Genomic DNA, 25029 nt, shown 5'->3' on the forward strand with positions numbered 1-25029 from the left:
CCCCCGCCCGCTCGGGGCGGGACGCGGGAGGGGGCCTGGCCCCGGGTGCGATCGGAGATCAGTCGGGGACCGGCACCTGCAGGGCGGCGTAGCGGCCGGCGGCCGCCGCGGCGAGGAAGTAGGGGCGCTCCTCGTCGTAGCCGCGACCCATCGTCGACAGCGGCACGGGCGAGAGTCCCAGGGCCTTCTCCAGCCCGTCGACGTCGACCCAGACGACCGGGTTGCGCTCCGGCTGCCCGGCGAGGTCCTCCTCGACCTGCCCGCCGAGCTCGGACCCCAGCCCCCGGGGCGCCACCAGGGTCACGCCGGCCAGCGCCACCCGGCCGAAGGCGGTCAGCGAGTGGTGGGAGACCCCGCGGTGACGGGGGCGCGGGTCGGCGGCGGAGATCCGCAGCGCGCCGACCGCCTGTCCGCCCAGGACGGTGACCGCGTTGCACGCCTCGCCCGCGGCCACCCCGGAGAAGCCCCACGGCGTCCCGGTGCCGAGGTTCCCCGGCCCCTGCGTCACGATCGCCACGTCCGCGCCCAGCACGTGCTTGGCGGCCAGCAGCCCGGTGTGCAGGGTGACCGCCTCGACGTCCCCGCCGAACGCCTGGCCGACGGTGACCACGCCGGCCAGTGACGGGGCCAGGGCCGAGACCGTGCGCGAGAAGCCGCTCACCAGTGCGCCGCCGTCGGTCATCACGTAGGCGACCGCCAGGTCGGGGTCGGTGGCCAGCACGCCGATGAGGGCGGCCGGGAGCGCGGAGTGCAGGTCGGCGACGACGACCGGCATGCCACCGAGGTCCTCGGCGTCGGCGATGGTGCGGTGGTGCTCGGTGTCCTGCTCGTCGACGCCCTGCACGGCGACCTGCAGCGGCGTGTACCGGGCCTTGACCAGGTGCCCCGGCCCGGAAGGGTCCGGCGGCAACCGGTCGGGGACGGCGACGACGAGGGCGTAGCCCCCGGTGCCGAGCCGCTGCGCCCAGGCGGTCGTGTTCAGCAGCACCTCGTCGCCGACCTCGGGGACGCCGACCAGCGACGGGTGTGCCAGCGCCCGCAGCTCACCGTCCTCGGGCACCTGCACGGTCAGCTCTTGGGCGTCCCGCCAGGCCCGGCCCAGCGCGGTCACCGTGCCGCGTCGCCATCGGATGCGCTGCGTCGTCGTTCCCTGTTCCCCCACGCGGGCAGCGTAAGGACCCCGGCGCCCCCCACGCCTCGCAGGCTGGGCGCGGGCCCCTGCACCGGGGCCGCTCCGAGTGGCGATACGTGGCGGGGCCCTAGTCTGGGCGCGTGGCGGCGAAGCGGGCAGAGCGGCTGGTGAACCTGGTCATCGCCCTGCTCGGCACCCGGCAGTACGTGACGGCGGCGCGGATCCGGGCGACGGTCCCGGGCTACGAGCCCGAGGACGGCACCGCCCGCGCCGACGAGGCCTTCAAGCGCATGTTCGAGCGGGACAAGGCCGAGCTGCGCGAGATGGGCGTGCCCCTGGAGACCGGCCGCACCAGCGTCTTCGACACCGAGGACGGCTACCGGATCGCCCGGGCCGACTACGAGCTCCCGGAGATCACCCTCACCGGCGACGAGGCGGCGGCCGTCGGGCTGGCGCTGCGGCTGTGGGAGTCCGCGCAGCTGGCCGGTGCCGCCCAGAGCGCCCTGGTCAAGCTCAAGGCGGCCGGGGTCGACGTCGACACCTCCCGCGCCATCCCGCTGCGCCCGCGCCTGGACTCCGACGAGCCGGCCTTCGAGCCCTGCTACGCCGCGGCGCGCGACCGGAGGACGCTGGAGTTCGACTACCGCCGTCCCGACGAGGAGACCCCCAGCCGCCGGCACGTGCAGCCCTGGGGCGTGGTGGCCTGGCACGGCCGCTGGTACCTGGGCGGGCTCGACCTCGACCGGCAGGCACCGCGGGTGTTCCGGCTCTCCCGGGTGACCGGCACGCCGCGCGCCACAGGCCCGGAGGGTGCCTTCGAGCCGCCGGCCGACGTCGACCTCGCCGCCATGGTCGCCGGCCAGTCCAGCGGCGACGAGCAGCTCGTCGTCGTCCGCGCGCGGCCGGGCACCGCCATCGGGCTGCGCCGGCACGCCACCCCCCTCGGCCCGGGTGAGGACGGCGACGACCGGCTGCAGCTGCGCACCACCGATCCGCTGCGGCTGGCCGACCAGCTGGCCGCGTACGGACCCGACATCGTCGTCGAGGCACCGACGGTGGTCCGCGCGGCCGTCGTCGAGCGGCTGACCCGCCTGGCGGCGATGGCATGAGCGCGCCCACGACGACCGAGCGGATGACCCGGCTGCTCGCCCTCGTCCCCTACCTCACCGCCCGGCAGGAGGGCGTGCCGCTGGCCGAGGCCGCCCGCGACTTCGGCGTCCCGGAGCGGCAGCTGCGCCGCGACCTCGAGCTGCTGTGGATGTGCGGCCTGCCCGGTTACGGCCCCGGCGACCTCATCGACCTCGTCTTCGAGGGCGACCGGGTGAGGGTCACGTTCACCGCCGGCATGGTGCGGCCGCTGCGGCTGACCACCGACGAGGCGGTCGCGCTGGTCGTCGCGCTGCGCACGCTGCTGGAGCTGCCGGGCCTCGCCGAGCGGGACGCGGTCAGCCGGGCGCTGGCCAAGGTGTCGACCGTCGCCGGGCACGCCGGCGACCGGGTCAGCCCCGTGGCGCTGTCGGTGGACGCCCGCGAGCAGGCCCTCGCCGTCGTCCGGGAGGGGCTGGAGCGCCGACGCGCGCTGCACCTGCACTACTACGTACCGACCCGGGACGAGCGCACCGAACGCACCGTCGACCCGATGCGGCTGCTGCTGGTCGACGGGAAGTGGTACCTGGAGGCGTGGTGCCGGCGGGCCGAGGGGGTCCGGCTGTTCCGCCTGGACCGGGTCGACGACGTGGTGGTGCTCGACGAGCCCGCCGCCCCGCCGGCCGAGGCCCACGAGCGGGACGTGGACTCGGGCATCTACCAGCCCGAGGCCGGCGCCTCGGTGGTCCGGCTGCGGCTGGCCCGCACCGCGCGCTGGGTGGCCGAGTACTACCCGGTCGAGGACGCCCGCGAGGTCGACGACCCGCCCGGCGGCCTGGCCGTCGCCGTCCGCACCGCCGACGTCGCCTGGGCGCGGCGGCTGGTCGCCTCCCTGGGGGGCGCCGCCACGGTCGACGAGCCGGCCGAGGTGGCCGCGGCGGTGGCCGCCGACGCACGGGCGGCGCTGGCCCGGTACGCCGACGTCGCCGGGCGCGAGGGCTAGGGTCGGGTCCGTGCTGCTCGTGGTGTGGATCGCCGTCGCCGTCCTCGCCGTCGTCGTGCTGGGCGTCCTGGCGTACGGGCTCGTCGGGGCACTCAGGCGGCTGACCGGGGAACTCGCGGCGTTCGACCGCGAGCTGGCGCCGGTGCGATCGCAGCTGCAGGCCACCGCCGCCCGTGCCGCGGACACCCGTTCCTCACCCTGAGTTCACCCTCTCCCCCCCTTGTTGCGGGGGAGGCACGGGGCGCTGTGGCACGTAGCATTCGTCTCAGCCACCCGAACTTGGAGGACGACATGGCCGGACTCGGCCCGCTGGAGATCGGCCTGATCATCTTGGCCATCCTGCTGCTCTTCGGCTACAAGAAGCTCCCCGACGCCTCGCGTTCCCTGGGCCGCTCGCTGCGGATCTTCAAGGGCGAGATGAAGGGCATGAAGGACGACGACGTCCGCGCCAAGGACGCCGCCAAGACCACCCCGGTCCGCGGCGAGGTGCTGCCCCCGGTCGACCCGGAGCGCGCCGCCCTCGAGGCCGAGGCGCGGGCCGCGGAGGCCCGGGCCGCCGAGCTGCGGGCGCGCGCCGCCCAGCAGACCGGCTCGGCCGACACCACCCGCTGACCGTCGTCCGCCCCGGCACCCCGATGAGCGAGGACGGTCAGCGGCGGACCCGGCTGCGGCGCCGGCGTCCCCCGCGGGACGCGGCGGCGACGATGTCGCTCATCGCGCACCTCACCGAGCTGCGCAACCGGGTCGCCAAGTCGCTGCTCGCCATCGCGCTGGGCACGGTCGTCGGCTTCCTCTGGTACGACCACGGGCTGCTGACCTTCCTCAGCGATCCCTACTGCCGGCTCCCCAACGAGCTGCGGCTGCAGGGCGACGGGGACTGCCGGCTGGTCGTGCTCGACGTCTTCGGCGGGGTGCTGCTCCGGCTGAAGATCGCGTTCATCGCCGGCACGGTGCTCTCCTCACCGTTCTGGCTCTACCAGCTCTGGGCGTTCGTCACGCCCGGGCTCAAGCGCAACGAGAAGCGCTACACGATCGGCTTCGTCGTCGCCTCGACCACGCTGTTCGCCCTCGGCTCGGTGCTCGCCTACCTCACCCTGCGCAAGGGCCTGGAGCTGCTGCTCACCCTGGCCGGCGACGAGGTGGCCTTCCAGCTCACCGCCGAGCTGTACCTGGGCTTCGTCATCAGCCTGCTGATCGCCTTCGGGTTGTCCTTCGAGCTGCCGCTGATCGCCGTGGCGCTCAACCTCGTCGGCGTCCTCAGCTACCAGGCGCTGAAGAAGTCCCGGCGCTGGATCTTCTTCCTCACCATCGTCTTCGCCGCCTTCGTCACCCCGACGCAGGACCCCTTCACGATGCTGGCCATGGCCGGGCCGATGGTGCTGCTGTTCGAGATGGCCATCCAGATCGCCCGGTTCGTCGACCGGCGGCGGGCCCGGCGGGCCGACCTCGAGCACTTCCACGACGTCGACGACGACGAGGCCTCCCCGCTGGACGCCACGCCGTCGGCGCTGGAGACCACGCCGCCCGCCTACGTCGACGACCTCCGTCGCGAGGACCAACCGGCCGACGGCCCCGCCCACACCCGCGGCTGAGAGAGGACCCCCTGCCCCCCACCGGGGAAGGACCCCGTCCCTCTCACCCCTCGCCTGCTCGGGGCGAGCCTCCGGACGGGGCCGCAGCGGGCCCCTGCAGGGGGGCTGACTCTGGCGCGACCCGGCGCGTGGCCGTCCTGCTGAGCCCGTCCGCCGGGCGCGGGCGGGCCCGCGCGGTCGCCGAGCCGGTCCTCGCCGCCCTGCGCGACGCGGGCCTCCGGCCCCGCGTGCTGCCGGCCGCCACCCCGGCCGACGCCGAGCGCCAGGCCGCCGACGCGGTGGCCGCGGGCACCGGAGCGGTCGTGGCCGTCGGCGGTGACGGCGCCGCCCACGCCGCCCTGCAGGCCGTCGCCGGGACGCGCACGCCGCTCGCCGTCGTCCCCGCCGGCACCGGCAACGACCTGGCCCTGGCGCTGGGCACCCCGGCCGACCCGGTCGCCGCGGCCCGCGCGGCCGCGGCCGACCTCCTGGCCGGCGACGTGCGCGACCTGGACGCCGGCCGCACCGGCGGCCGGTGGTGGGCCACGGTGCTGTGCTGCGGCTTCGACTCGGCGGTGACCGACCGCGCCGACCGGCTGCGCTGGCCGCGTGGGCCCCGGCGGTACGACCTGGCGATCCTGGCCGAGCTGGCCCGGCTGCGGCCCCGGGAGGTCGGGCTCGTGCTGGACGGCGTGGCCAGCACCCTGCCGGTGACCCTGATCGCGGTGGGCAACACCGCCTGGTACGGCGGGGGCATGCGGATCTGCCCGGACGCCGATCCCGCCGACGGGCTGCTCGACGTCACCGTCGTCGGTCCGGTCAGCCGCCGCGAGCTGGTGGCCACCCGGCCGCGGCTCACCGCCGGCACCCACGTCGAGCACCCGGCCGTGACCGTGCACCGCGCGGCCCGGGTGGAGCTGGCCGGGGCCGGTCTCACCACCTACGCCGACGGTGAACCGGTCGCACCGCTGCCCGCCGTCACCGAGTGCGTCGCGGGGGCCCTGACGGTCATCGGCACCGGCCGCCGGGGCTCCCCGATGATCAGGTGACCTGACCGTTCCGGCTCGGACCTCACGACCGGTGGCGGGGGAGGAGCCGGTTGGACCAGCGAACCTGATCACCGTGGGGGCGCCGAGCCGACGGCGGACGACGCGCCTAACGTGGAGCCATGTCCAGCCCCGCTGAGCGGTACGCGGCTGCCCGGCGGCGCAGTGCGCATCCCACGCTGGCCGACTTCACCGCCGGCCTGTCGTTCTCCCTCGACCCCTTCCAGGTGGAGGCGTGCGAGGCGCTCGAGTCCGGGGCCGGGGTGCTGGTGTGCGCGCCCACCGGGGCCGGGAAGACCGTCGTCGGCGAGTTCGCCGTCCACAAGGCGCTGGCCGAGGGCCGCAAGGCGTTCTACACGACGCCGATCAAGGCACTGTCCAACCAGAAGTACGCCGACCTCGTCGAGCGCTACGGCGAGAAGAACGTCGGGCTGCTGACCGGGGACAACGCCATCAACGGGGACGCGTCGGTGGTCGTGATGACCACCGAGGTGCTCCGCAACATGCTCTACGCCGACTCCCCGGCGATCGAGGGGCTCGGCTACGTGGTCATGGACGAGGTGCACTACCTCGCCGACCGGTTCCGCGGCGCGGTGTGGGAGGAGGTGATCATCCACCTCCCGCAGTCGGTGACCCTGGTGTCGCTGTCGGCGACGGTGAGCAACGCCGAGGAGTTCGCCGACTGGCTGGTCACCGTCCGCGGCCACACGTCGGTCGTGGTGAGCGAGATCCGGCCGATCCCCCTGTGGCAGCACATGCTGGTCGGCAACCGGGTGTTCGACCTGTTCAGCCTGCGCCCGGCCGCGCACGCCGCCGAGCAGGGCGAGACGCCGCGCGGTCAGTCCACCCGCGAGCGTGGCGCCAGCGTGGTCGACCCGGAGCTGGTGCGCTACGTCCGCGAGTACGAGCGGCGGATCGACACCTGGGGCGGCGGCGGCAACGGCGGTTCCCGCCGGGACCGCGACTGGCACAAGCCGAGGTACCGGCCGCCGGCCCGCCCCGACGTCATCGAGCGCCTCGACCGCGCCGGCCTGCTGCCGGCGATCACCTTCGTCTTCAGCCGCAACGGCTGCGACGCCGCCGTCGACCAGTGCCTGCGCGCCGGGCTGCGGCTGACCGACGAGCACGAGCGCGCCGAGATCGCCCAGGTCATCGACGAGCGGACCGGGGGACTGCCCGAGGAGGACCTGCACGTCCTCGGCTTCTGGGAGTGGCGCGAGGGCCTCATGGCCGGGCTCGCTGCCCACCACGCCGGCCTGGTCCCGGCGTTCAAGGAGACCGTCGAGGAGTGCTTCGTCCGCGGCCTGGTCAAGGCGGTGTTCGCCACCGAGACCCTGGCGCTCGGCATCAACATGCCGGCGCGGACCGTCGTCCTCGAGCGGCTGGTCAAGTGGAACGGCGAGGCGCACGTCGACGTCACACCGGGGGAGTACACCCAGCTCACCGGCCGGGCCGGACGGCGCGGCATCGACATCGAGGGCCACGCCGTCGTCGTCTGGGCCCCGGGCATGGACCCCTCGGTGATCGCCGGCCTGGCCAGCACCCGCACCTATCCGCTGAAGTCCTCCTTCCGGCCCAGTTACAACATGGCCGTCAACCTGGTCAGCTCCTTCGGCCGGGCCCGCGCCCGCGAGCTGCTGGCCTCCTCCTTCGCCCAGTTCCAGGCCGACCGCTCGGTGGTCGGGCTGGCCCGGGCAGCCGCCCGGCACGAGAAGGACGCCGAGCGGCACGCGCTGGACATGCACTCGGACTCCGGGGACGTCGGCGCGTACGCGTCCCTGCGCCAGCAGATCGCCGACCGGGAGAAGGCGCTGTCCCGCGACTCGCAGGCGCAGCGCCGGATGGAGGCCTCCGACTCGCTGGCGGCGCTGCGCCCCGGCGACGTCATCCGGGTGCCGACCGGTCGGCGGCAGGGGCTGGCCGTCGTGCTGGATCCCGGCATCACCGACCTGACCGAACCGCGCCCCCTGGTGCTCACCGAGGACAAGTGGGCCGGCCGGCTCGGAGCCGTCGACTTCCCCGCCCCGGTCACGGCCCTGGCCCGGGTGCGGGTGCCCAAGAACTTCAACCACCGCAGCCCGCACGCCCGCCGCGACCTCGCCGCCACCCTGCGCAACGCCCGGGTGGAGCACGACCTGGGCGCGCGACGGGTCCGGCACCGCTCGGCCGCCGCCGACGACCCGGTGCTGCAGGACCTGCGCCAGGCGCTGCGGGCGCACCCGGTGCACTCCCTGCCCGACCGGGAGGAGCGGGTCCGGGCGGCCGAGCGGTGGCTGCGGGCCGTCCGGGAGGCCGACGCGCTGCAGCACCGGATGGCCGAGCGCACCGGCTCGCTCACCCGGCAGTTCGACCGCACCTGCGACGTCCTGGAGGAGCTGGGCTACCTCGTGCCGGAGGTGGTGCCGCTGGTGCCCGCCGACACGGGGGCGGTACCCGCGGTGGACGACGTCCCGGTGGTCACCGACGACGGGCGACGGCTGTCCCGGATCTGGTCGGAGGCCGACCTGCTGGTCGCCGAGTGCCTGCGCTCGGGGGTCTGGCGCGGGCTCACCCCGCCGGAGATGGCCGCCGTCGTGTCCACCCTGGTCTACGAGGCCCGCCGCGACACCGCGAGCCAGCCCGCGGTGCCGGCGGGCAAGGTGGCCGCGGCCATCGCCGAGATGCGGCGGGTGCGCGCCCGGCTGCAGGAGGTCGAGCTCGACCACGGCGTGCCGGCCACCCGCGACCTGGACCTGGGTTTCGCCTGGGCGGCCTTCCGCTGGGCCGACGGGCAGAGCCTGGACCGCGTCCTGGCCGGCGCCGAGCAGGCCGGCACCGAGCTCTCGGGCGGGGACTTCGTGCGCTGGGCGCGGCAGCTCATCGACCTCCTCGACCAGCTCGCCAAGGTCGCCGACGAGCCGGTGTCGACGACCGCCCGCAAGGCCGTGGAGCGGGTGCGGCGGGGTGTGGTCGCGGTGGCCGTGGGCGGCTGACGGCCTCTCCACACCGCCGGCCGGGCACCTCCGGTGGTGCACAATCCCGACGCCCCGGAGCGGAGTCCCGGGGCCCGAGCAGTCCGACCGGGAGCGACGATGACCAACCCGCCGCAGGGTGGCGACCAGCCGGGCCCCTCCGGGCCACCCGGCCCCTACGGCCAGCCCGGGCCGTACGGTCCGCCGGCCGGGGGCTACGGCGGCCCGCCACCGTACGGCCGGCCGCCGCCCGGTCCGTACGGGCCGCCGGGCCCTCCGTACGGCCCGCCCGGCCAGTACGGCCCACCGGGCTCCCACGGTCAGCCCGGGCCCCACGGTCAGCCCGGGCCCTACGGTCAGCCCGGGCCCTACGGGCCGCCGGGCCCGCAGTACGGACAGCCCGGGCCGTACGGGCCGCCGCAGTACGGGCAGCCGCCCTACGGCGGGCCACCCGGCTACGACCCCGGCCAGCCGCCCTTCGGAGGCGCGACGGCTCCCCGGAACTCGCGGCTGCGGCTGTACCTCGGCCTGCTCGTCCTCGCGGTGCTGCTCGCCCTCGCGGTGGTGCTCGCCCGGGTCATGGGCGACACCGTCCTGGACCGGTCGGCCGTCGAGCGCGACGTCGCGGTCCAGTTCGAGGAGCGGGCGGGCGTGGGGATCGACCTCGAGTGCCCGGCGACGATGACGGTGGAGTCCGGCGCCGTCTACCAGTGCACGGGCACCACGGCCGACGGCGAGGACGTCACCCTGGAGATCCGGATCACCAACGTCGTCCTGGCCGAGTACACCTGGGAGGAGATCTGAGGAAGGCCCCCTGCACCCCGTCGCTCGCGGCGGGACGCTGCGGGGGCCGCGCTCACGTCCGGGCGTCGGCCGGCCAGCCGAGGGCGGCGCCCAGGCGCGCCACCGACGACTCCAGCCCGTGCGCGGCGGCCAGCGACGCCAGCGCGTCGGGGTCGGCCGGACGTGAGGGCAGGGTGTCGTGCAGCGGCGGCAGGTCGATGTCGCGCGCCACGGCGACCACGACCGGGGCCGCGTCGAGGTAGGCCGCGCCCTCGTGCAGCCGCTTGAGGACGGCGGCGGTCAGCGGCGGCTTCGGGACGACGGTGCGCGCCGCGGCCGCCCGGATCCCGGCGAGGTCGCCGAACTCGCAGATGAGGGCGGCGGCCGTCTTCGCGCCGATGCCCGCCACGCCGGGCAGGCCGTCGCTGGGGTCGCCGCGGAGGACGGCGAAGTCGGCGTAGGCCCGCCCCGGGATGCCGTACTTCGCCGTCACCGCCGCCTCGTCGACCAGCTCGAGGTCGGTGATGCCGCGGGCGGTGTACAGCACCCGCACCCCCCGCGCGTCGTCCACCAGCTGGAACAGGTCGCGGTCGCCGGTGACCACGTCGACCGGCCCCTCGTCGCGGGTGGCCAGGGTGCCGATGACGTCATCGGCCTCGTACCCGGGCGCGCCGACGCGCGCGATGCCGGCCGCGGCGAGCACCTCGGCCAGCACCGGCACCTGTGGCGACAACTCGTCGGGGACGATCTCCTCGCCGCCGTCCGGGGCCAGCCGGTGCGCCTTGTAGGACGGCAGCGCCTCGACGCGGAAGGCCGGCCGCCAGTCGTCGTCCCAGCAGGCCACGAACCGCTCCGGGCCGTGCGTGGTGACCAGGCGTGCGGTCATGTCCAGGAAGCCGCGGATGGCGTTGACCGGGCGGCCGTCGGGGGAGGTGACGCTGGTCGGCACCCCGTAGAAGGCCCGGAAGTAGAGGCTGGCGGCGTCGAGCAGCATGGTCGTCACAGCCCGGGACGGTAACGGCCGGGTGGGGTGCGGGGGAGCGTGGATAGTCTGCGCTGCGTGCCTCCCTCCCCCCCGCCCGGTCCGCTGGTGACCATCGACCGCGTGTACGCCGCGCGGGAGGTGGCCGCGGAGCTCGGCATCGACGTGCTGGTGGTGACACCCGGCTCCGACCTGCGGCACCTGTGCGGCTACTCGGCCCACGCGATGGAGCGGCTGACCGCCCTCGTGGTGCCGCGGCGGGCCGAGCCGTTCCTCGTCGTCCCCCGGCTGGAGGCGCCCATGGTGACCGCCAGCCCGGCGGGGGAGCTCGGGCTGGAGGTGCTGGCCTGGGACGAGACCGACGACCCCTTCGCCCTCGTCGCCCGGACCGCCACCGCCCGGCTGGGGTCCGCGCCCGCCCGGGTGGCCGTGGGGTCGCGCACCTGGGCCGAGCACGCGCTCGGCGTGCAGCGGGCGCTGCCGGGGTCGGCGCTGGAGCTGGCCGCGCCGGTGCTCGACCGGCTGCGGATGGTCAAGACACCGGCCGAGGTGGCCGAGCTCGCGGCGGCCGGTGCCGCCATCGACCGGGTGCACGCCCGGATGGGGGAGTGGCTGCGGGTGGGGCGCACCGAGGCCGAGGTGGGTGCCGACATCGCCGCCGCCATCCTCGCCGAGGGCCACGTCGGCGTGGACTTCACCATCGTCGGGTCCGGACCCAACGGGGCCAGCCCGCACCACGAGCTGTCCGGCCGGGTGGTCGCCGACGGGGACCTGGTCGTCGTCGACATCGGCGGGGAGACCGCCACCGGCTACCGCTCCGACTGCACCCGCACCTACGCGGTCGGCCGCGCTCCGGGCGCCGAGGTCGGCGAGTGGTACGGGGTGCTGCAGGAGGCGCAGCGGGCCGCGACCGCCGCGGTCCGCCCGGGAGTCCCCGCCGAGAGCATCGACGCGGCGGCCCGCGAGGTGATCGCCGGCGCCGGCTGGGGGGAGTACTTCATCCACCGCACCGGGCACGGCATCGGGCTCGACACCCACGAGGCGCCCTACATCGTGGCCGGCAACGAGTTGCCGCTGACGCCGGGGATGGCGTTCTCCGTGGAGCCGGGCATCTACCTGCCGGGCCGCTGCGGCGCGCGCATCGAGGACATCGTCGTCTGCACGGAGGACGGCGTCACGACCCTCAACGACGGTCCCCGTGACCTCGTCGTCCTCGCCGGCTGAGGGGGGCGCGACGCCCCCGGTGTCCGCCGACGTCGACCGTGCGCTGCTGGCCGCCCTCGCCCGCGACGGCCGGGCCAGCTACACCGAGCTGGCCGAGCGGGTGGGCCTGTCGGTGTCCGCGGTGCACCAGCGGGTGCGGCGGCTGGAGCAGCGCGGGCTGATCACCGGTTACCACGCCACGATCGACGCCGCGGCGCTCGGACTGGGGCTGACGGCCTTCGTCTCCATCACCCCGATCGACGTGGCCCAGCCCGACGACGCGCCCGCCCGGCTGGCCCACCTGCCCGAGATCGAGGCGTGCCACTCGGTGGCGGGGGTGGAGAGCTACATCCTCAAGGTCCGGGTGTCCTCACCGGACGCCCTCGAGGTGCTGCTCCAGAAGATCCGCGCCGCGGCCAACGTCACGACGCGGACGACGGTGGTCCTGTCCACCTCCTACGAGGACCGGCCGCCGATCTAGCCCGCCGGCGGCCTGCCCGGACGTCATGGGTCACGGAGCCTGACCGATGATCCTCCGCGCCGCGCGAGGTCTCCACGCCGGACACCGACTCACCGGAGGCTGACACCGTGCGGACACTGACCTTTGCCATGAACGTGAGCCTGGACGGCTACGTCGCCGCGCCCGGCGACGACCTCGGCTGGAGCGTGCCGAGTGACGAGCTGTTCCAGTGGTGGTCCGACCGGGTGGGGGCGACCGGCCTGGCGCTCTACGGGCGCAGAGTGTGGGAGGGGATGAGTTCCCACTGGCCGACCGCCGACCAGCAGCCCGGCGCCACACCGGCGCAGATCGAGTACGCCCGCCGCTGGCGGGACATGCCGAAGGTGGTGTTCTCCTCCACGATCGGCGCGGTCGACGGGAACACCCGCCTGGTCACGGGCGACGCGGTTCCCGAGATCACCCGGCTCAAGACCGAGGACGGCGGACCCATGGACGTCGTCGGCGCCACCCTCGCGGCGGCGGCGATGCGGGCCGGGCTGATCGACGAGTACGTGCTGGTGACCGCACCGGTCCTGGTGGGCGGCGGCACGCCGTTCTTCACGGCCCTGGACAACTGGGTGGACCTGAGCCTGGTGGAGACCCGGCCGTTCCCCGACGGCGTCCTCCTGACCAGGTACCAGACCAGGCACTGAGCGCCCGACGTCGGATCGGGGCGCGCTCCGGGCCGCCCGAGGAATCTCGCTTCCGGGGTCCTCGGCGTCGACCACGTCCATCCCCTGTGGACAGCTGTTCGAACGTGTGTTCGGATGATGGCATGAGGTGGGACGCGCAGCGGCTGGATGCCGAGGAGGCGGCGACCCTGCCGGGCATGCCGTCCATGCGCGGGCTCCTGCGCAGCGTGCAGGTGCCGGAGTTCCGGGGGCTGACCTTCCACGAGGTGCGCAGCAGGAGCGCGCTCAACGAGGTCCCCGCGGACTCGCCGATGCCGTTCCGGTGGACGATCAACCCGTATCGGGGCTGCTCGCATGCCTGTGTGTACTGCTACGCCCGCGGCAGCCACCAGTGGCTGGAGCTGGACACCGGCCGGGACTTCGACACCCAGGTGGTGGTCAAGACCAACCTCGTCGAGGTGCTGCGCCGGGAGCTGGCGCGGCCGTCCTGGCGTCGGGAGCACGTGGCGCTGGGCACCAACACCGACCCCTATCAACGGGCGGAGGGCCGGTACCGGCTGATGCCCGGCGTCATCTCGGCCCTGGCCGGGTCGGGCACGCCGCTGTCGGTCCTCACGAAGGGGACGCTGCTGCGCCGCGACCTCCCCCTGCTGGCCGCCGCCGCGCGGGACGTGCCGGTCGGCTTGGGCGTGTCCATGGCCATCTGGGACGACGAGCTGCACGCCGCGCTCGAGCCGGGCGTGCCGACGCCGCGCGCCCGGTTGGACCTCGTGCGGGCGATCACCGACGCGGGTCTGCCCTGCGGGGTCTTCCTGGCACCGGTCCTCCCGGGGCTGACCGACCGGCTCGCCGACCTCGACGCCACCATCGCCGCGATCGCCGGGGCCGGCGCCACCGGCGTCACCGTGGTGCCGCTGCACCTGCGTCCCGGCGCCCGCGAGTGGTTCTCGGCCTGGCTGGCGCGCGAGCACCCGCAGCTGGTACCGCGCTACCAGCAGCTCTACCGCCGGGGTGCCTCCGTGCCGGCCGAGTACCGGAGCTGGCTGGCCGGGCGGGTGGCTCCGTTGCTGGCGCGGCACGGGCTGGACCGGCAGGCCGGCGGCGCGGCCCGCGGCGTCCCCGGTGACCAGGACGCCGACTTCCCCGCGGGCAGCCTCCCGGACCCACCCCGGGCGGCACCGCCGGCGGGGGACCCGCCCGCCGGAACGGCTCCGCACCGGCCGGCCGAGCCCGAGCAGCTGGCGCTGCTCTGATCCGCGGTGACCCGGTGGCGGGTCAGCCGGGCAGCCGGGAGGACCGGGCCACGGCCCGGAGTGCGCGGACCGCCCCCCGGGGGCCCACGGCGGGAGCGCCGGCGGCCAGCGCGAGCCGGCGGAAGGAGTCGTAGGACAGCGTCAGGTAGGCGATGGCCAGCGCCTCGGCGGCGTCGCGACGGCGCGCCGGGGCGGTCAGCCGCAGGTGGTGCGCGGTACGGACGGCGTGTTTGGCGAAGGTGACCTGCAGGGCCTGGGTGGACAGCTGCCCCCCGACCGCCGACGCCGGCCCCGGGCCGCGGCGCAGGGCCGGGAGCACCCACGGGCTGGCGGCGAGGGCTGGGAAGCGCGACCGGGTCGCCTCCCACGCGTGCCAGGCCGTCAGGGCGCCGGGTACCGACCACTCGCCGTCGTCGGTGCGGACCAGCAGGCGTCTCGCCGTGGTGCGGACCTGGTCGCGCCGGAGGGCGCGGAACTGCCCGACCGTGGCGGGCCAGTTCAGCGCGAGCGCGCACCAGGCGACCGTTCGCAGGTGCTCGGGATCCCCGTTGCGGATCTCGGTCAGCGGCCGGAGCTCCAGGTGCGGGGGAGCGGGCTCGGGGGTGCGGACCCCCGGCAGGGCCACTCCGCCGTAGCGGGCGACCTTGCTGTAGAGGGCGACGGTGGCCGGTTTCCATCCGCGCGCAGCGGCGATCGGGTCCAGGCCCTCGTCGGCCAGGTCATCCGGGCCGAGCCCCAGCTCCAGCGCCGCCTCGGCCAGCCGGCGCCACTGCGGCTCGTAGCCCTCCGGAGCGCGCAACCGGCGCCAGGCGCGCGCCGGGGGAGGAGCCGGCATCGCCGGCAGCGGTGACTGCCATCCACCCGTCATGACGTGATACTACCGTTATCCCCAACAAATCGCGACTTACGGTCGATCGTGCGGCGCCGTCGTACCCGGCGGCGCCTTCGGCGCCGAGGCAGCGATCTCGGGAGGCGCGGGCTCGTCGGCCAGGGGTACGGGACCAGCGGGACCGTACGGATCTTCACAGCGGTGCTGTTGGTCATAACGGACGAACGCATGCGCGGGCGTGGAACTCGGCGCGCGGCGACCGCCCCCGTTGCTGACCATGACCCGGTGCGGACCGTGGGCGTGGAGGAAGAACTGCTCGTCGTCGACCCCGCCGGTCGGCCCGTCCCTCTCGGGCCTGCGGCGCTGGAGGTCGCCTCCCGGCGCGGAGAGGGCGAGACGGTGGCCGAGCACGACCGGGCCGACCAGCAGCCGCCCGATGATGCCGCACGCAGGGGCATCGACGACGGCGACCCGCGGGGGCAGCTGGTGCCCGAGCTCAAGGCCCAGCAACTGGAGTACGCCACCCGGGTGTGCGCCGACCTCGCCGAGGTGGACGACGCCCTGCGGCACTGGCGGCGGCGGGCCGACGCCGCCGCGCGGGCCGTCGGCGCCCGGGTGGCCGCGCTGGCCAGCTCACCCGTCGAGGTCGAGCCGGTGACGACCCCCGGCGAGCGCTACGAGCAGATGGCCGAGACCTTCCAGCTCACCTCCCTCGAGCAGCTGACCTGCGGCTGCCACGTGCACGTCTCGGTCGCCGACGACGAGGAGGGCGTCGGCGTGCTCAACCGCATCCGGACCTGGTTGCCCGTGCTCACGGCGCTCACCAGCAACTCGCCGTTCTGGCTCGGCCGCGACAGCGGGCACGCCAGCTTCCGCTCCCAGGCGTGGAACCGCTGGCCGTCGGCCGGCCCGAACGAGCTGTTCGCCGACGCGGCGGACTACCACCGGCTGATCGCCGACCTGGTCGCGAGCGAGACGATCGTCGACACCGGGATGATCTACTTCGACGCCCGGCTGTCCGAGCGCTGGCCCACCGTGGAGATCCGGGTCGCCGACGTCGCGCTGCGCGCCGAGGACGCGGTCACCCTGGCCGGCCTGGTCCGTGCTCTGGTGGACACCGCGGCAGGGGAGTGGCGTGCCGGCACGCCGGCACCGGCCGTCCGCAGTGAGGTCGTCCGCGTCGCCTCCTGGCGGGCCGGCCGGTCCGGGCTGACCGCGGACCTCGTGCACCCGGCCACCGGCCGGCCCGAACCGGCCGCCGACGTCGTGGCGGCCCTGCTCGCTCACGTCGGCCCGGCCCTGGACGCCGCCGGCGACGCGCACCGCGTGCGGGACGGCGTCGCCGCCGTCCTGGCCCGCGGCACCGGTGCCGACCTCCAGCGGCGGGTGCACCGGGAGACCGGTGACCTGACCGCGGTCGTCCGGGCCGCCGTGGAGCTGACCCAGTCCTGACGGCGGCGCGGGTCCGGCGAGTCCGGCCCGACCGCCGCCCCGGAGCAGCGACCCGGGGCCTGCCCGGCGCCTCGGGACGGCGGCCGGAGCCGACCGTTAGGGTCCGGCCCATGTACACCGCCACCTGGCGTGACGTCGTCCGGCGCGACCTGTTCGGACGGCGTCCCGATCCGCGGGACCGGCCCTACCGGTTCATCATCCGGGCGGCCCTGGTCGTGTTCCGGCTGCTGCGCCTGCGCTTCGACGTCCGCGGCGCCGAGCACCTCCCGGCGACCGGCGGCGCGATCATCTGCAGCAACCACGTCAGCTACCTGGACTTCACCTTCCTCGGCCTGGCCGCGCTGCCGCAGCGCCGGCTGGTCCGCTTCATGGCCAAGGCCTCGGTCTTCGCCCACCGGTTCTCCGGGCCCTTCATGCGCGCGATGCAGCACATCCCGGTCGACCGGACGGCCGGCGCGGCGGCGTTCGAGCACTCGGTCCGCGCGCTGCAGGACGGGCACGTCGTCGGCGTCTTCCCCGAGGCCACCATCAGCAGCAGCTTCATGGTCAAGGACCTCAAGGCCGGGGCGGCCCGGATGGCCGTCGACGCCCAGGTGCCGGTCATCCCGGCGGCGGTGTGGGGCGGGCAGCGGATCGCCACCAAGGGCCACCCGGTCGACCTCCGCCGCGGGGTGCCGATCACCGTCGTCCTCGGCGAGCCGCTCGTCCCCGAGCCCGGGGAGAAGACGCAGCAGCTGCTCCGGCGCATCCGGGCGGCGATGGAGGCCCTGGTCGACGAGGCCCAGCGCAGCTACCCCGACCGGCCCGCCGACGACCAGGACCGCTGGTGGCTGCCCGCCCACCTGGGCGGCTCGGCCCCGACGCCGGAGGAGGCCGTCGCGCTCGACCACCACGACGTCCGCGGCACCAAGCAGAAGCTGCCCCGCCCCCATCCGGTGGCCCGCGTCCGGGCGCTGCTGGCCCACCGGCGCCGCAACCGCTGAACGGCCCGCCGTCAGTCCACGACGACCGGGGCCATGAGCCGGAAGGCGTCCAGCTCGACGTCGTACCACCGCCGCATCCGGCCCAGCGGCTGCATCCCCAGCCGGGTGCAGACCGCCGCCGAGGCCACGTTGCCCGGCCGGACCACGGCGTAGACCTCGGGCAGTCCGGCGGCGAAACCCCGGTCGATCACCGCCCGCGCGGCCTCGGTCGCGTAGCCGCGCCCCCAGCAGTCCGGGTGCAGGTGCCAGCCGACCTCCACCTCGCCGACGCCACCGGGCAGCGGCTTCAGCAGCACCGTGCCGGCCACGGTGGCCACTCCCGCCACCTCCACCGCCCAGACGCCGAACGGTCCCTCGCCCGCGCAGACCCCCGCCCAGCGGGCCACCAGCTCCACCGGCGTCACCGAGGGCGGGCCCCCGAGCCAGCGGGTGACCTCGTCGCGGCCGTAGAGGTCGGTCAACCGGCTCAGGTCGTCCCGGCGGGTGGTCCACGGGCGCAGCCGCAGCCGCCCGGTGCCCAGGACCCCGTCGGCGGCCGTCACGGCGTCCTGCCTACCGCTGCGCGGACGCAGCGGCCACCCGGCCTCAGTCCACCAGCGAGGCCAGGCGCGACGCCCCGGCCGCCCGGTCGGCGGCCACCGGGTCCACGCCCCGGTCCCGCCACCACGCCCGGCCACCGGGAGGCAGCGTGGCGATCGGGTCGTAGTAGGTGTACCGGCGGTCGAGCGCGGCCTCGTCGCCGACCTCGATGCCGGTCCGGTAGTTCTTCGTCCAGTAGCTGATGCCGCGCTCGCGGTCGTACTCGGCCACCTGGTGCACCCAGCGCTTGCCGACGTAGGGCACGTCGCAGACGATCCGTGGCGTCGCGAAGCCGGGCAGGTAACCCATGATGTCGTGCTGCAGCGTCTGCGCCTGCGCGAGTGACACCCGCCAGTGCTCGGCGCTGGGCACCATGTCGCACATGTAGAAGTAGTAGGGCGTGATGCCGGCGCCGTCGAGCAGCGCGAAGCACAGGTCGAGCAGCGCCGGCGCGGTCGCGTTCACCCCGCGCAGCAACACGCCCTGGTTGCGGACGTCGCGCACCCCGGCGGCCAGCACCGTGCGTGCGGCCTCGGCGACCAGTGGGGTGACCGACTGCGCCGCGTTGACGTGGGTGTGCACGGCCAGGGAGACCCCGCGCGCACGCGCCGTGGCGGCCAGCCGGCCCAGGCCCGCGACCACGTCGTCCTGGAGCCAGTGCTGGGGGAGGCCCATGAGCGCCTTGGACGCCAGCCGGATGTCGCGCACCGACTCGATCTCCAGCAGCCCGCCGACGAACGCCTCGAGGCTCGCGAAGGGCAGGTTGGCGACGTCCCCGCCGGAGACGACGACGTCCCGCACCCCTGGCGTGGCCCGCAGGTACGCGAGCATCGCGGCCTGCCGGTCGACCGGCTTGAGCTCGAACCTCAGCTTGGCGACGGCGGGCGTCGAGTTGCCCACCAGGTCCATCCGGGTGCAGTGACCGCAGTACTGCGGGCAGGTCGAGAGCAGCTCGGCCAGCACCTTGGTGGGATAGCGGTGGGTCAGCCCCTCCACGGCCCACATCTCGTGCTCGTGCAGCGAGTCCCGAGCGGCGTAGGGGTGGCTGGCCGCCGCGCCGGGCAGCCGGTCGGAGGCGGCCGGGAGCATGTAGCGGCGCACCGGGTCGGCGAGCATCGCCGCGGCGGTCGGAACCGCGTCGGGCACCATCGTGTTGAGCATCTGGGGCGGCAGCAGCAGCGACATCGTCGCCCGGCCCGACTGGTCGGCCTGCACGTCGGCGTAGAAGGACTCGTCGAGCGTGTCGCCGTACACCCCGCGCAGCTGCCGCAGGTTCTTGACGCAGTGCGCGCGTTGCCACTGGGCGCTGCGCCACTCGTCCGCGGTGACGTCGGCGAAACCGGGCAGCCGCCGCCAGTCGGGCTCGACGAGCTCTCGCGCGGTGTAGTCGTAGGGCTGTTCCAGCACGGGTCCCGCCTCCTGATCTCCGCCGTCCGGAGGACGGTACGGCAGGATCTCCTGCGTGAGCGCGCTTTCACGCTAGATTGTCCCGCGATGGACGGGGAGCGGGATGTCTGACGTGGGCCGGGCACTGGGCGTACACCGGGTGCTCGAGCCATCCGGCGTCCTGCCGCAGGCGGCCTGGCGACTGGACGCCGACCCGGCGATCGGGTCCGACGAGGTGCGCCTGGCGTTACAGCGGCTGAACCTCGATGCCGCCTCCTTCCGCCAGCTGTCGGAGGCCTGCGGAGGCGACGGGTCAGCGGTGCGTGCAGCCGTGCTGGAGACGGTGCGGGCCCGCGGCAAGATGCAGAACGCGGTCACCGGCTCCGGTGGCATGCTCATCGGCGTCGTCGACGCCGTCGGCCCGCGGTCGCCGCTCGGACTGGCGGTCGGCCAGCGCGTCGCCACCCTGGTGTCGCTCACCCTCACGCCGCTGGCGATCACCGATGGACTGGCCGGCTGGGACGGCCGCAGCGAGCAGGTCCCGGCGCGGGGGACGGCGATCCTGTTCGCCCGCTCCATCGCCGCCGTGCTGCCCGACGACCTCCCCGACGCGGTCTCCCTCGCCCTCCTCGACGTCTGCGGCGCTCCGGCGGCGACCGCGCGGGTGGTCGAGCGGACCGGTGCCCGGTCCGTCGTCGTCCTCGGGGCGGCGGGCAAGTCGGGGTGCCTGAGCCTGGCCGCCGCCCGCGCAGCGGGGAGCACGCACCTCACCGGCCTGGTGCGTGACGACCGGGAGGCCGTGGCGCTCAGCGCGACCGGCCTGGCCGACCGGGTGCTCGTCGCCGACGCGACGGACCCCCTGGCCGTCGCCGCGGTCGTCGGCGCCCCCGCCGAGGTGACGGTCGTCTGCGTCGACGCGCCCGGCGCCGAGCACGGCGCGGTCCTGGCCACGTCCGCCGGGGGCACCGTGGTCTTCTTCTCGATGGCGACGTCGTTCTCCGCGGCGGCGCTGGGCGCGGAGGGGATGGCGGCGGACGTGACGATGCTGATCGGGAACGGCTACACGCCGGGGCACGCCGCCCTGGCCCTGGACCTGTACCGCGCCACCCCCGGGGTGCGCGCGCTCATCGACCCCCGCGTCGCGGCATGACGCTGCTGGTCCGCGACGTGACCGTGGGGGACCGCCCGGGGCGCGCCGTCCACGTCGCCGACGGACGGATCGGCTGGATCGGCGCGGCCGCCGACGCGCCACCGGCCGCCCGCGTGGTCGAGGGCGGGGGGGCGCTGCTCACGCCGGCGTTCGTCGACGCCCACGTGCACGCCACGGCCACCGGACTGGCCCTGGCGGGCCTCGACCTCCACTCGAGCGTGAGCCTCCGGGACGCGGTCGAGTCCGTCGTCGCGCACGCCACCGCCACGCCCACCGGCATCGTGCTGGGCACCGGCTGGGACGAGACCGGCTGGCCGGAGGGGCGCGGGCTGACCCGGCACGACCTGGACGCCGTGGTCGGGGACCGGCCGGCCTACCTCGCGCGGGTGGACGTCCACTCCGCGGCGGTCTCCACCGCGCTGCTCGACCGGGTGCCCGCCATCGCCGGCCTGCCCGGCTACGACCCTGACGGGCAGCTGCGGCTGGACGCCCACCACGCGGCGCGGCAGGCGGCCTACGGCGCCGTGGACGCCGGCCAGCGCCGGGCCGCCCAGCAGGCCACGCTCGCCGCCGCCACGGCCCTGGGCATCGGCACGGTGCACGAGATGGCCGGCCCCGAGGTGTCCAGCGCCGAGGACCTGGCGGGCCTGCTCTCCCTCGCCGCGGAGGGACCGGGCCCACGGGTGCTCGGCTACTGGGGTGAGCTGGCCGAGCGCGGCGGCCTGGACGTCGTCCGCCGGCTCGGCCTGGCCGGCGCCGGGGGAGACCTGTTCTGCGACGGCGCGTTCGGCTCGCACACCGCGGCCCTGAGCGCCCCGTACGCCGACCGGCCCGACACCGCGGGCGCGCTGCGGTTCGAGACGGCGTCGCTGGTCGAGCACGTGCGCGCCTGCACGCTGGCCGGGGTGCAGGCCGGTTTCCACTGCATCGGTGACGCCGCGGTCGACCAGGTGCTCAGCGCGGTCGGCACGGTGGTCGGCGAGCTGGGCGCCGCCGCCGTCCGCGCCTGCCGGCACCGCCTGGAGCACGTGGAGATGGCCGGGCCCGACGCCGTCGCGCGCATGCGGGACTGGGCGATGGTGGCCAGCGTGCAACCGGCGTTCGACGCCGCGTGGGGTGGCGAGGCGGGCATGTACGTCGACCGCCTCGGCCGGGAGCGGGCCCTGGCCACCAACCCGTTCGCCGACCTGTCCGACGGCGGGGTCGCCCTGGCGCTGGGCAGCGACGCCCCGGTCACCGCCATGGACCCGTGGGGCGGGGTGCACGCCGCGGTCGACCACCACACGCCGTCGTCCGGACTGCGGCCCTTCGACGCCTTCGACGCGGCCACCCACGGCGGCTGGCACGCCGCCCGGGCCGAGCACGCCGCCGGGCCGCTGGCGGTGGGTGCGCCGGCCGACCTGGCGCTGTGGGCGACCACCGACACGCTGTCCGCCGTCCTCGCCGCCCGCGGCCGCCCCACCTGCCGGTTGCTGCTCGTCGCCGGCGAACCCCTGGAGGACCCGACATGACGGGACTAACCGTGGAAGGTCCCGAGGGCGTCCCCGCGGCAGACCCTGAGAGGGGGGAGCGGCCGTGAGCGGTCTCGTGCTGGACCCGGTCCTCGTGGCCCGGGCGCGGGAGCTGGCCCGCCGCGCCGCGGAGCCGGTGGTCGAGCTGGCCCGGCGGCACACCACCGTCTCCGTCGAGCGGGCCGTGCTGCGCCTGGCCGGCCTGACCGGCACCGACCCGGTCACCGGCGAGGGCTCCGCGGGCGACGAGCAGTCGGTGGGCCGGGTGCCGTGGGTCAACCGCGTGGTGGACGCCGTCCGCGACCAGGTCGGGCTGGGGTCCGGCGTCGCGCTGCCCGTCTGGCACGCCCTCGCCTCGGGTGCGGCGCCCGGCCTCCAGGCCCTCGCCGAGCAGGTGGGCGCCGGGACGGCGCGGTTCAGCGTGCCCGCGGGCGCCGACGCCGAGCGCGCCCGGGACGCCGCCCGCGACGCCGTGGCCGCCGGCATCGCCCGCATCGACGCGAACCGGACCCGCCGCGAGGAGCTGGTCGCCACCCTGGGCGATCCGCCCCGCCGGCCGTGGATCTACCTGATCGTGGCCACCGGCGACATCCACGAGGACATCCCGCAGGCCCAGGCCGCCGCCCGCGCGGGCGCCGACGTCATCGCCGTCATCCGGTCCACCGGGCAGTCGCTGCTGGACTACGTCCCCGAGGGCGCCACCCGGACCGGGTACGCCGGCACCTACGCCACCGGCGAGAACTTCCGGCTGATGCGGGCCGCGCTGGACGACGTCGGCGTCGAGCTGGGCCGCTACGTCCGGCTGACCAACTACGCGTCCGGGCTGTGCATGCCCGAGATCGCCGTCCTGGCCGGCCTCGAGCGGCTGGACATGATGCTCAACGACGCGATGTACGGGATCCTCTTCCGCGACATCAACCCGCGGCGCACGTTCGTCGACCAGCGGTTCAGCCGGATGGTGCACGCCCGCGCCGGGATCATCATCAACACCGGCGAGGACAACTACCTCACCACCGCCGACGCCGTCGACGAGGCGCACACGGTCACGGTCAGCCAGCTGCTCAACGAGACGCTGGCCAAGGAGGCCGGGCTGGAGGACTGGCAGCTCGGCCTCGGGCACGCCTTCGAGATCGACCCCGACGTCCCCGAGTCGTTCCGGCTGGAACTGGCCCACGCCCTGCTCGCCCGGAGCCTGTTCCCCGACGCGCCGCTGAAGTGGATGCCGCCCACCAAGCACATGACCGGCGACGTCTTCCGCGGCTACCTGCTCGACGGCTTCTTCAACCTGGCCGGGGCGCTCACCGGCCAGGGCATCCTGCTGGTCGGGATGATGACCGAGGCGGTCGTCACCCCGTGGCTGTCCGACCGCGACCTGGCACTGCGCAACGTCCGCTACGTGCTGGACGCCGCCGGCAACCTGGCCGAGGACTTCGCACCCCCGGCCGGCGGCTTCATCGACCGCCGCGCCGACACCGTGCTGCGCGAGGCCGTCGACCTGCTCGGCCGCATCGCCGACCACCCCGAGGGCCTCATCCAGGCGATCGCCGACGGCACCTTCGGCATCACCAAGCGGTCCCCGGACGGCGGCCGGGGCCTCGACGGCGTCGTCGCCACGGGCCCGGACGCCTACAACCCGGCCCTGGAGCTCCTGGAGAGGGAGGTCTCGCGTGCCTGACGGGACGATCGTCCGGCCCTACGGCGACACCACCGGCGACGGGATGGTGCAGACGTCGTTCACCCTGCCCGTCCCGGCCGGCCCGAGGGCCGAGGGCGCCGCCCTGCAACTGGCCGCCAAGATGGGCATCGAGCCCGCGATGGTGGTGCACAGCCGGGCCATCGACAGCGGCTACACGTTCTTCGTCGTGTACGGCAGCGTGCGCCACCTGGTCGACCTGGACGCCGTCCGGGTGGAGGAGCGCAGCTATCCGCTGCTGTCCCCGGCCGAGGTGGACGCCGCCGTCCGGACCCGACTGCGCCGCAAGCTCGTCGTCCTCGGGGCCTGCATCGGCACCGACGCGCACACCGTCGGCATCGACGCGATCCTCAACGTCAAGGGCTTCGCCGGGGAGAAGGGCCTGGAGTACCACCGGGAGCTGGAGGTGGCCAACCTGGGCGCGCAGGTGGGCGTGCCGGAGCTGGTGCGCACCGCCCGCGCGCGGCGCGCCGACGCGGTCCTGGTCTCCCAGGTGGTCACCCAGCGCGACGCGCACCTGCGCAACACCCGCGAGCTCGCCGCCGCGTTCCGGGAGGCGATGGGGGAGGCCCGGCCGCTGCTCGTCGTCGGCGGTCCCCGCTTCGATCCGGCCATGGCCGCCGACCTCGGCGTCGACAAGGTGTTCGGCCGCGGGACGACGCCCGGCGAGGTCGCCAGCTACCTCGTGTCCGCACTGCTGCCCCAGGAGGCGACCGCATGACCGACGACCCCCGCCTCGGCCTGGTCGTCACCCACCGCCGGTACGTGCCGCACGCGCACGCCCACTACGGCGGTGCGCTCGTCGACGGGGCCTACACCCTGGGCCTGTTCGGGGACGTCGCCACCGAGGTCGCCATCGTGCTCGACGGCGACGAGGGCCTGCTGGCCGGCTGGTCGGAGGTGTCCTTCCTCGGGCCGGTGCGGGCCGGTGACGTGCTGGAGGCGACCTGCGAGGTGGTCCGCATCGGCCGGCGCAGCCGCGACCTGCGGTGCACCGCCCGCGTCGTGGCCCGCAGCCGGCCCGAGCGCGGCCCCTCGGCGGCCGGCGTGCTCGACCCGCCGGAGGTCGTCGTGACCGCCATTGCCACGCTCGTCGTCCCGACGCCAGCAGGCGCGCCGTAACGAATGGGTCACGGTCTGACACAGACCTCCCGGAATCGCCCACTCCCGTCGGCGCCGTTCCTACAGTGCCTGCAGTTCCACTCCGGGAGCACCGGCACGTGCTCTTCCGGACCAGCCGTGCGGGCATCCCGACCGCGCGGCCGGGCGGCGGTCGCCGCCCGGCCGCCACCCAGGTCGAGGGCG

The 25029-nt window shown here is 75.5% G+C and carries 24 protein-coding genes; 19 read left to right on the forward strand and 5 right to left on the reverse strand.

Annotation, left to right across the window (positions count from 1 at the left end; genetic code table 11):
- Positions 1-58: 58 nt before the first annotated feature.
- A complete protein-coding gene (locus GCU56_RS01895) occupies positions 59-1162 on the reverse strand; it encodes a DUF3866 family protein (protein ID WP_163479825.1) in 1104 nt (367 codons plus the stop codon).
- Between the two features lie 110 nt (positions 1163-1272).
- Between GCU56_RS01895 and GCU56_RS01900 the strand changes: the two genes are divergently transcribed.
- The 8 genes from GCU56_RS01900 to GCU56_RS01935 all read left to right on the forward strand — a co-directional run bounded on the left by GCU56_RS01900 (position 1273) and on the right by GCU56_RS01935 (position 9593).
- A complete protein-coding gene (locus GCU56_RS01900; RefSeq protein WP_163479826.1) occupies positions 1273-2241 on the forward strand; it encodes a WYL domain-containing protein in 969 nt (322 codons plus the stop codon).
- On the forward strand, positions 2238-3221 hold the full coding sequence (locus tag GCU56_RS01905) for a helix-turn-helix transcriptional regulator (RefSeq protein WP_163479827.1): 984 nt from the start codon (positions 2238-2240) through the stop codon (positions 3219-3221). The genes GCU56_RS01900 and GCU56_RS01905 overlap by 4 nt, the downstream gene beginning before the upstream one ends.
- A gap of 10 nt (positions 3222-3231) precedes the next feature.
- The gene (locus tag GCU56_RS01910; RefSeq protein ID WP_163479828.1) at positions 3232-3423 is read left to right on the forward strand and encodes a hypothetical protein; all 192 of its coding nucleotides are present in this window, start codon (positions 3232-3234) and stop codon (positions 3421-3423) included.
- An 89-nt stretch (positions 3424-3512) separates the two neighbouring features.
- Positions 3513-3833 (forward strand): Sec-independent protein translocase subunit TatA, encoded by a 321-nt coding sequence (gene tatA / locus GCU56_RS01915; RefSeq protein ID WP_163479829.1) that lies wholly within the window; start codon positions 3513-3515, stop codon positions 3831-3833.
- A gap of 23 nt (positions 3834-3856) precedes the next feature.
- Entirely contained in the window at positions 3857-4813 is a 957-nt protein-coding gene (gene tatC / locus GCU56_RS01920; RefSeq protein ID WP_239521646.1) for a twin-arginine translocase subunit TatC, read from the forward strand.
- Between the two features lie 128 nt (positions 4814-4941).
- Positions 4942-5841, forward strand: a complete 900-nt coding sequence (locus GCU56_RS01925; protein ID WP_163479830.1) for a diacylglycerol kinase family protein — start codon at positions 4942-4944, stop codon at positions 5839-5841.
- A gap of 119 nt (positions 5842-5960) precedes the next feature.
- Positions 5961-8810, forward strand: coding sequence for a DEAD/DEAH box helicase (locus GCU56_RS01930; protein ID WP_163479831.1), 2850 nt, complete (start codon positions 5961-5963; stop codon positions 8808-8810).
- A gap of 99 nt (positions 8811-8909) precedes the next feature.
- Positions 8910-9593 (forward strand): DUF4333 domain-containing protein, encoded by a 684-nt coding sequence (locus GCU56_RS01935; protein WP_163479832.1) that lies wholly within the window; start codon positions 8910-8912, stop codon positions 9591-9593.
- A gap of 52 nt (positions 9594-9645) precedes the next feature.
- Here the strand turns inward: GCU56_RS01935 and GCU56_RS01940 are convergent, their stop codons facing one another.
- A complete protein-coding gene (locus GCU56_RS01940) occupies positions 9646-10566 on the reverse strand; it encodes a 5'-3' exonuclease (protein ID WP_163479990.1) in 921 nt (306 codons plus the stop codon).
- A 66-nt stretch (positions 10567-10632) separates the two neighbouring features.
- Here GCU56_RS01940 and GCU56_RS01945 point away from each other — a divergent pair, with 66 nt between their 5' ends.
- The 4 genes from GCU56_RS01945 (at position 10633) to GCU56_RS01960 (ending at position 14141) form a co-directional block, all read left to right on the forward strand.
- A complete protein-coding gene (locus GCU56_RS01945) occupies positions 10633-11778 on the forward strand; it encodes a M24 family metallopeptidase (protein ID WP_345771580.1) in 1146 nt (381 codons plus the stop codon).
- On the forward strand, positions 11753-12238 hold the full coding sequence (locus GCU56_RS01950) for an Lrp/AsnC family transcriptional regulator (protein ID WP_345771581.1): 486 nt from the start codon (positions 11753-11755) through the stop codon (positions 12236-12238). The genes GCU56_RS01945 and GCU56_RS01950 overlap by 26 nt, the downstream gene beginning before the upstream one ends.
- A 107-nt stretch (positions 12239-12345) precedes the next feature.
- The gene (locus tag GCU56_RS01955; RefSeq protein WP_163479833.1) at positions 12346-12909 is read left to right on the forward strand and encodes a dihydrofolate reductase family protein; all 564 of its coding nucleotides are present in this window, start codon (positions 12346-12348) and stop codon (positions 12907-12909) included.
- A 122-nt stretch (positions 12910-13031) separates the two neighbouring features.
- Entirely contained in the window at positions 13032-14141 is a 1110-nt protein-coding gene (locus GCU56_RS01960) for an Rv2578c family radical SAM protein (protein WP_163479834.1), read from the forward strand.
- Between the two features lie 22 nt (positions 14142-14163).
- On the opposite strand, the gene GCU56_RS01965 is transcribed toward GCU56_RS01960, so the two are convergent.
- Positions 14164-15009: a hypothetical protein gene (locus GCU56_RS01965; RefSeq protein ID WP_163479835.1), complete on the reverse strand. Its 846-nt coding sequence runs from the start codon at positions 15007-15009 to the stop codon at positions 14164-14166.
- A gap of 246 nt (positions 15010-15255) precedes the next feature.
- Between GCU56_RS01965 and GCU56_RS01970 the strand changes: the two genes are divergently transcribed.
- The gene (locus tag GCU56_RS01970; RefSeq protein WP_345771582.1) at positions 15256-16422 is read left to right on the forward strand and encodes a carboxylate-amine ligase; all 1167 of its coding nucleotides are present in this window, start codon (positions 15256-15258) and stop codon (positions 16420-16422) included.
- Between the two features lie 110 nt (positions 16423-16532).
- Complete coding sequence (locus GCU56_RS01975) at positions 16533-17405, forward strand: lysophospholipid acyltransferase family protein (protein ID WP_163479837.1); 873 nt, start codon at positions 16533-16535, stop codon at positions 17403-17405.
- 11 nt (positions 17406-17416) lie between these two features.
- Here the strand turns inward: GCU56_RS01975 and GCU56_RS01980 are convergent, their stop codons facing one another.
- Together GCU56_RS01980 and GCU56_RS01985 are read right to left on the reverse strand one after the other, a co-directional pair.
- Entirely contained in the window at positions 17417-17947 is a 531-nt protein-coding gene (locus tag GCU56_RS01980; RefSeq protein ID WP_163479838.1) for a GNAT family N-acetyltransferase, read from the reverse strand.
- Between the two features lie 43 nt (positions 17948-17990).
- Positions 17991-19391 (reverse strand): lysine 2,3-aminomutase, encoded by a 1401-nt coding sequence (locus GCU56_RS01985; RefSeq protein ID WP_163479839.1) that lies wholly within the window; start codon positions 19389-19391, stop codon positions 17991-17993.
- A 103-nt stretch (positions 19392-19494) separates the two neighbouring features.
- Here GCU56_RS01985 and GCU56_RS01990 point away from each other — a divergent pair, with 103 nt between their 5' ends.
- The 5 genes from GCU56_RS01990 (at position 19495) to GCU56_RS02010 (ending at position 24846) form a co-directional block, all read left to right on the forward strand.
- Entirely contained in the window at positions 19495-20520 is a 1026-nt protein-coding gene (locus GCU56_RS01990; protein WP_163479840.1) for an L-erythro-3,5-diaminohexanoate dehydrogenase, read from the forward strand.
- Positions 20517-22031 (forward strand): amidohydrolase, encoded by a 1515-nt coding sequence (locus GCU56_RS01995; protein WP_163479841.1) that lies wholly within the window; start codon positions 20517-20519, stop codon positions 22029-22031. Before GCU56_RS01990 ends, GCU56_RS01995 begins: the two co-directional genes overlap by 4 nt.
- Positions 22032-22095: 64 nt before the next feature.
- Positions 22096-23706, forward strand: a complete 1611-nt coding sequence (locus GCU56_RS02000) for a lysine 5,6-aminomutase subunit alpha TIM-barrel domain-containing protein (protein ID WP_163479842.1) — start codon at positions 22096-22098, stop codon at positions 23704-23706.
- On the forward strand, positions 23699-24445 hold the full coding sequence (locus tag GCU56_RS24965) for an OAM dimerization domain-containing protein (protein ID WP_163479843.1): 747 nt from the start codon (positions 23699-23701) through the stop codon (positions 24443-24445). Before GCU56_RS02000 ends, GCU56_RS24965 begins: the two co-directional genes overlap by 8 nt.
- Positions 24442-24846, forward strand: coding sequence for a MaoC family dehydratase (locus GCU56_RS02010; RefSeq protein WP_163479844.1), 405 nt, complete (start codon positions 24442-24444; stop codon positions 24844-24846). Before GCU56_RS24965 ends, GCU56_RS02010 begins: the two co-directional genes overlap by 4 nt.
- The last annotated feature ends 183 nt before the right edge of the window (positions 24847-25029 follow it).

The organism is Geodermatophilus sabuli (assembly GCF_010686765.1).
Classification (GTDB): domain Bacteria; phylum Actinomycetota; class Actinomycetes; order Mycobacteriales; family Geodermatophilaceae; genus Geodermatophilus; species Geodermatophilus sabuli_A.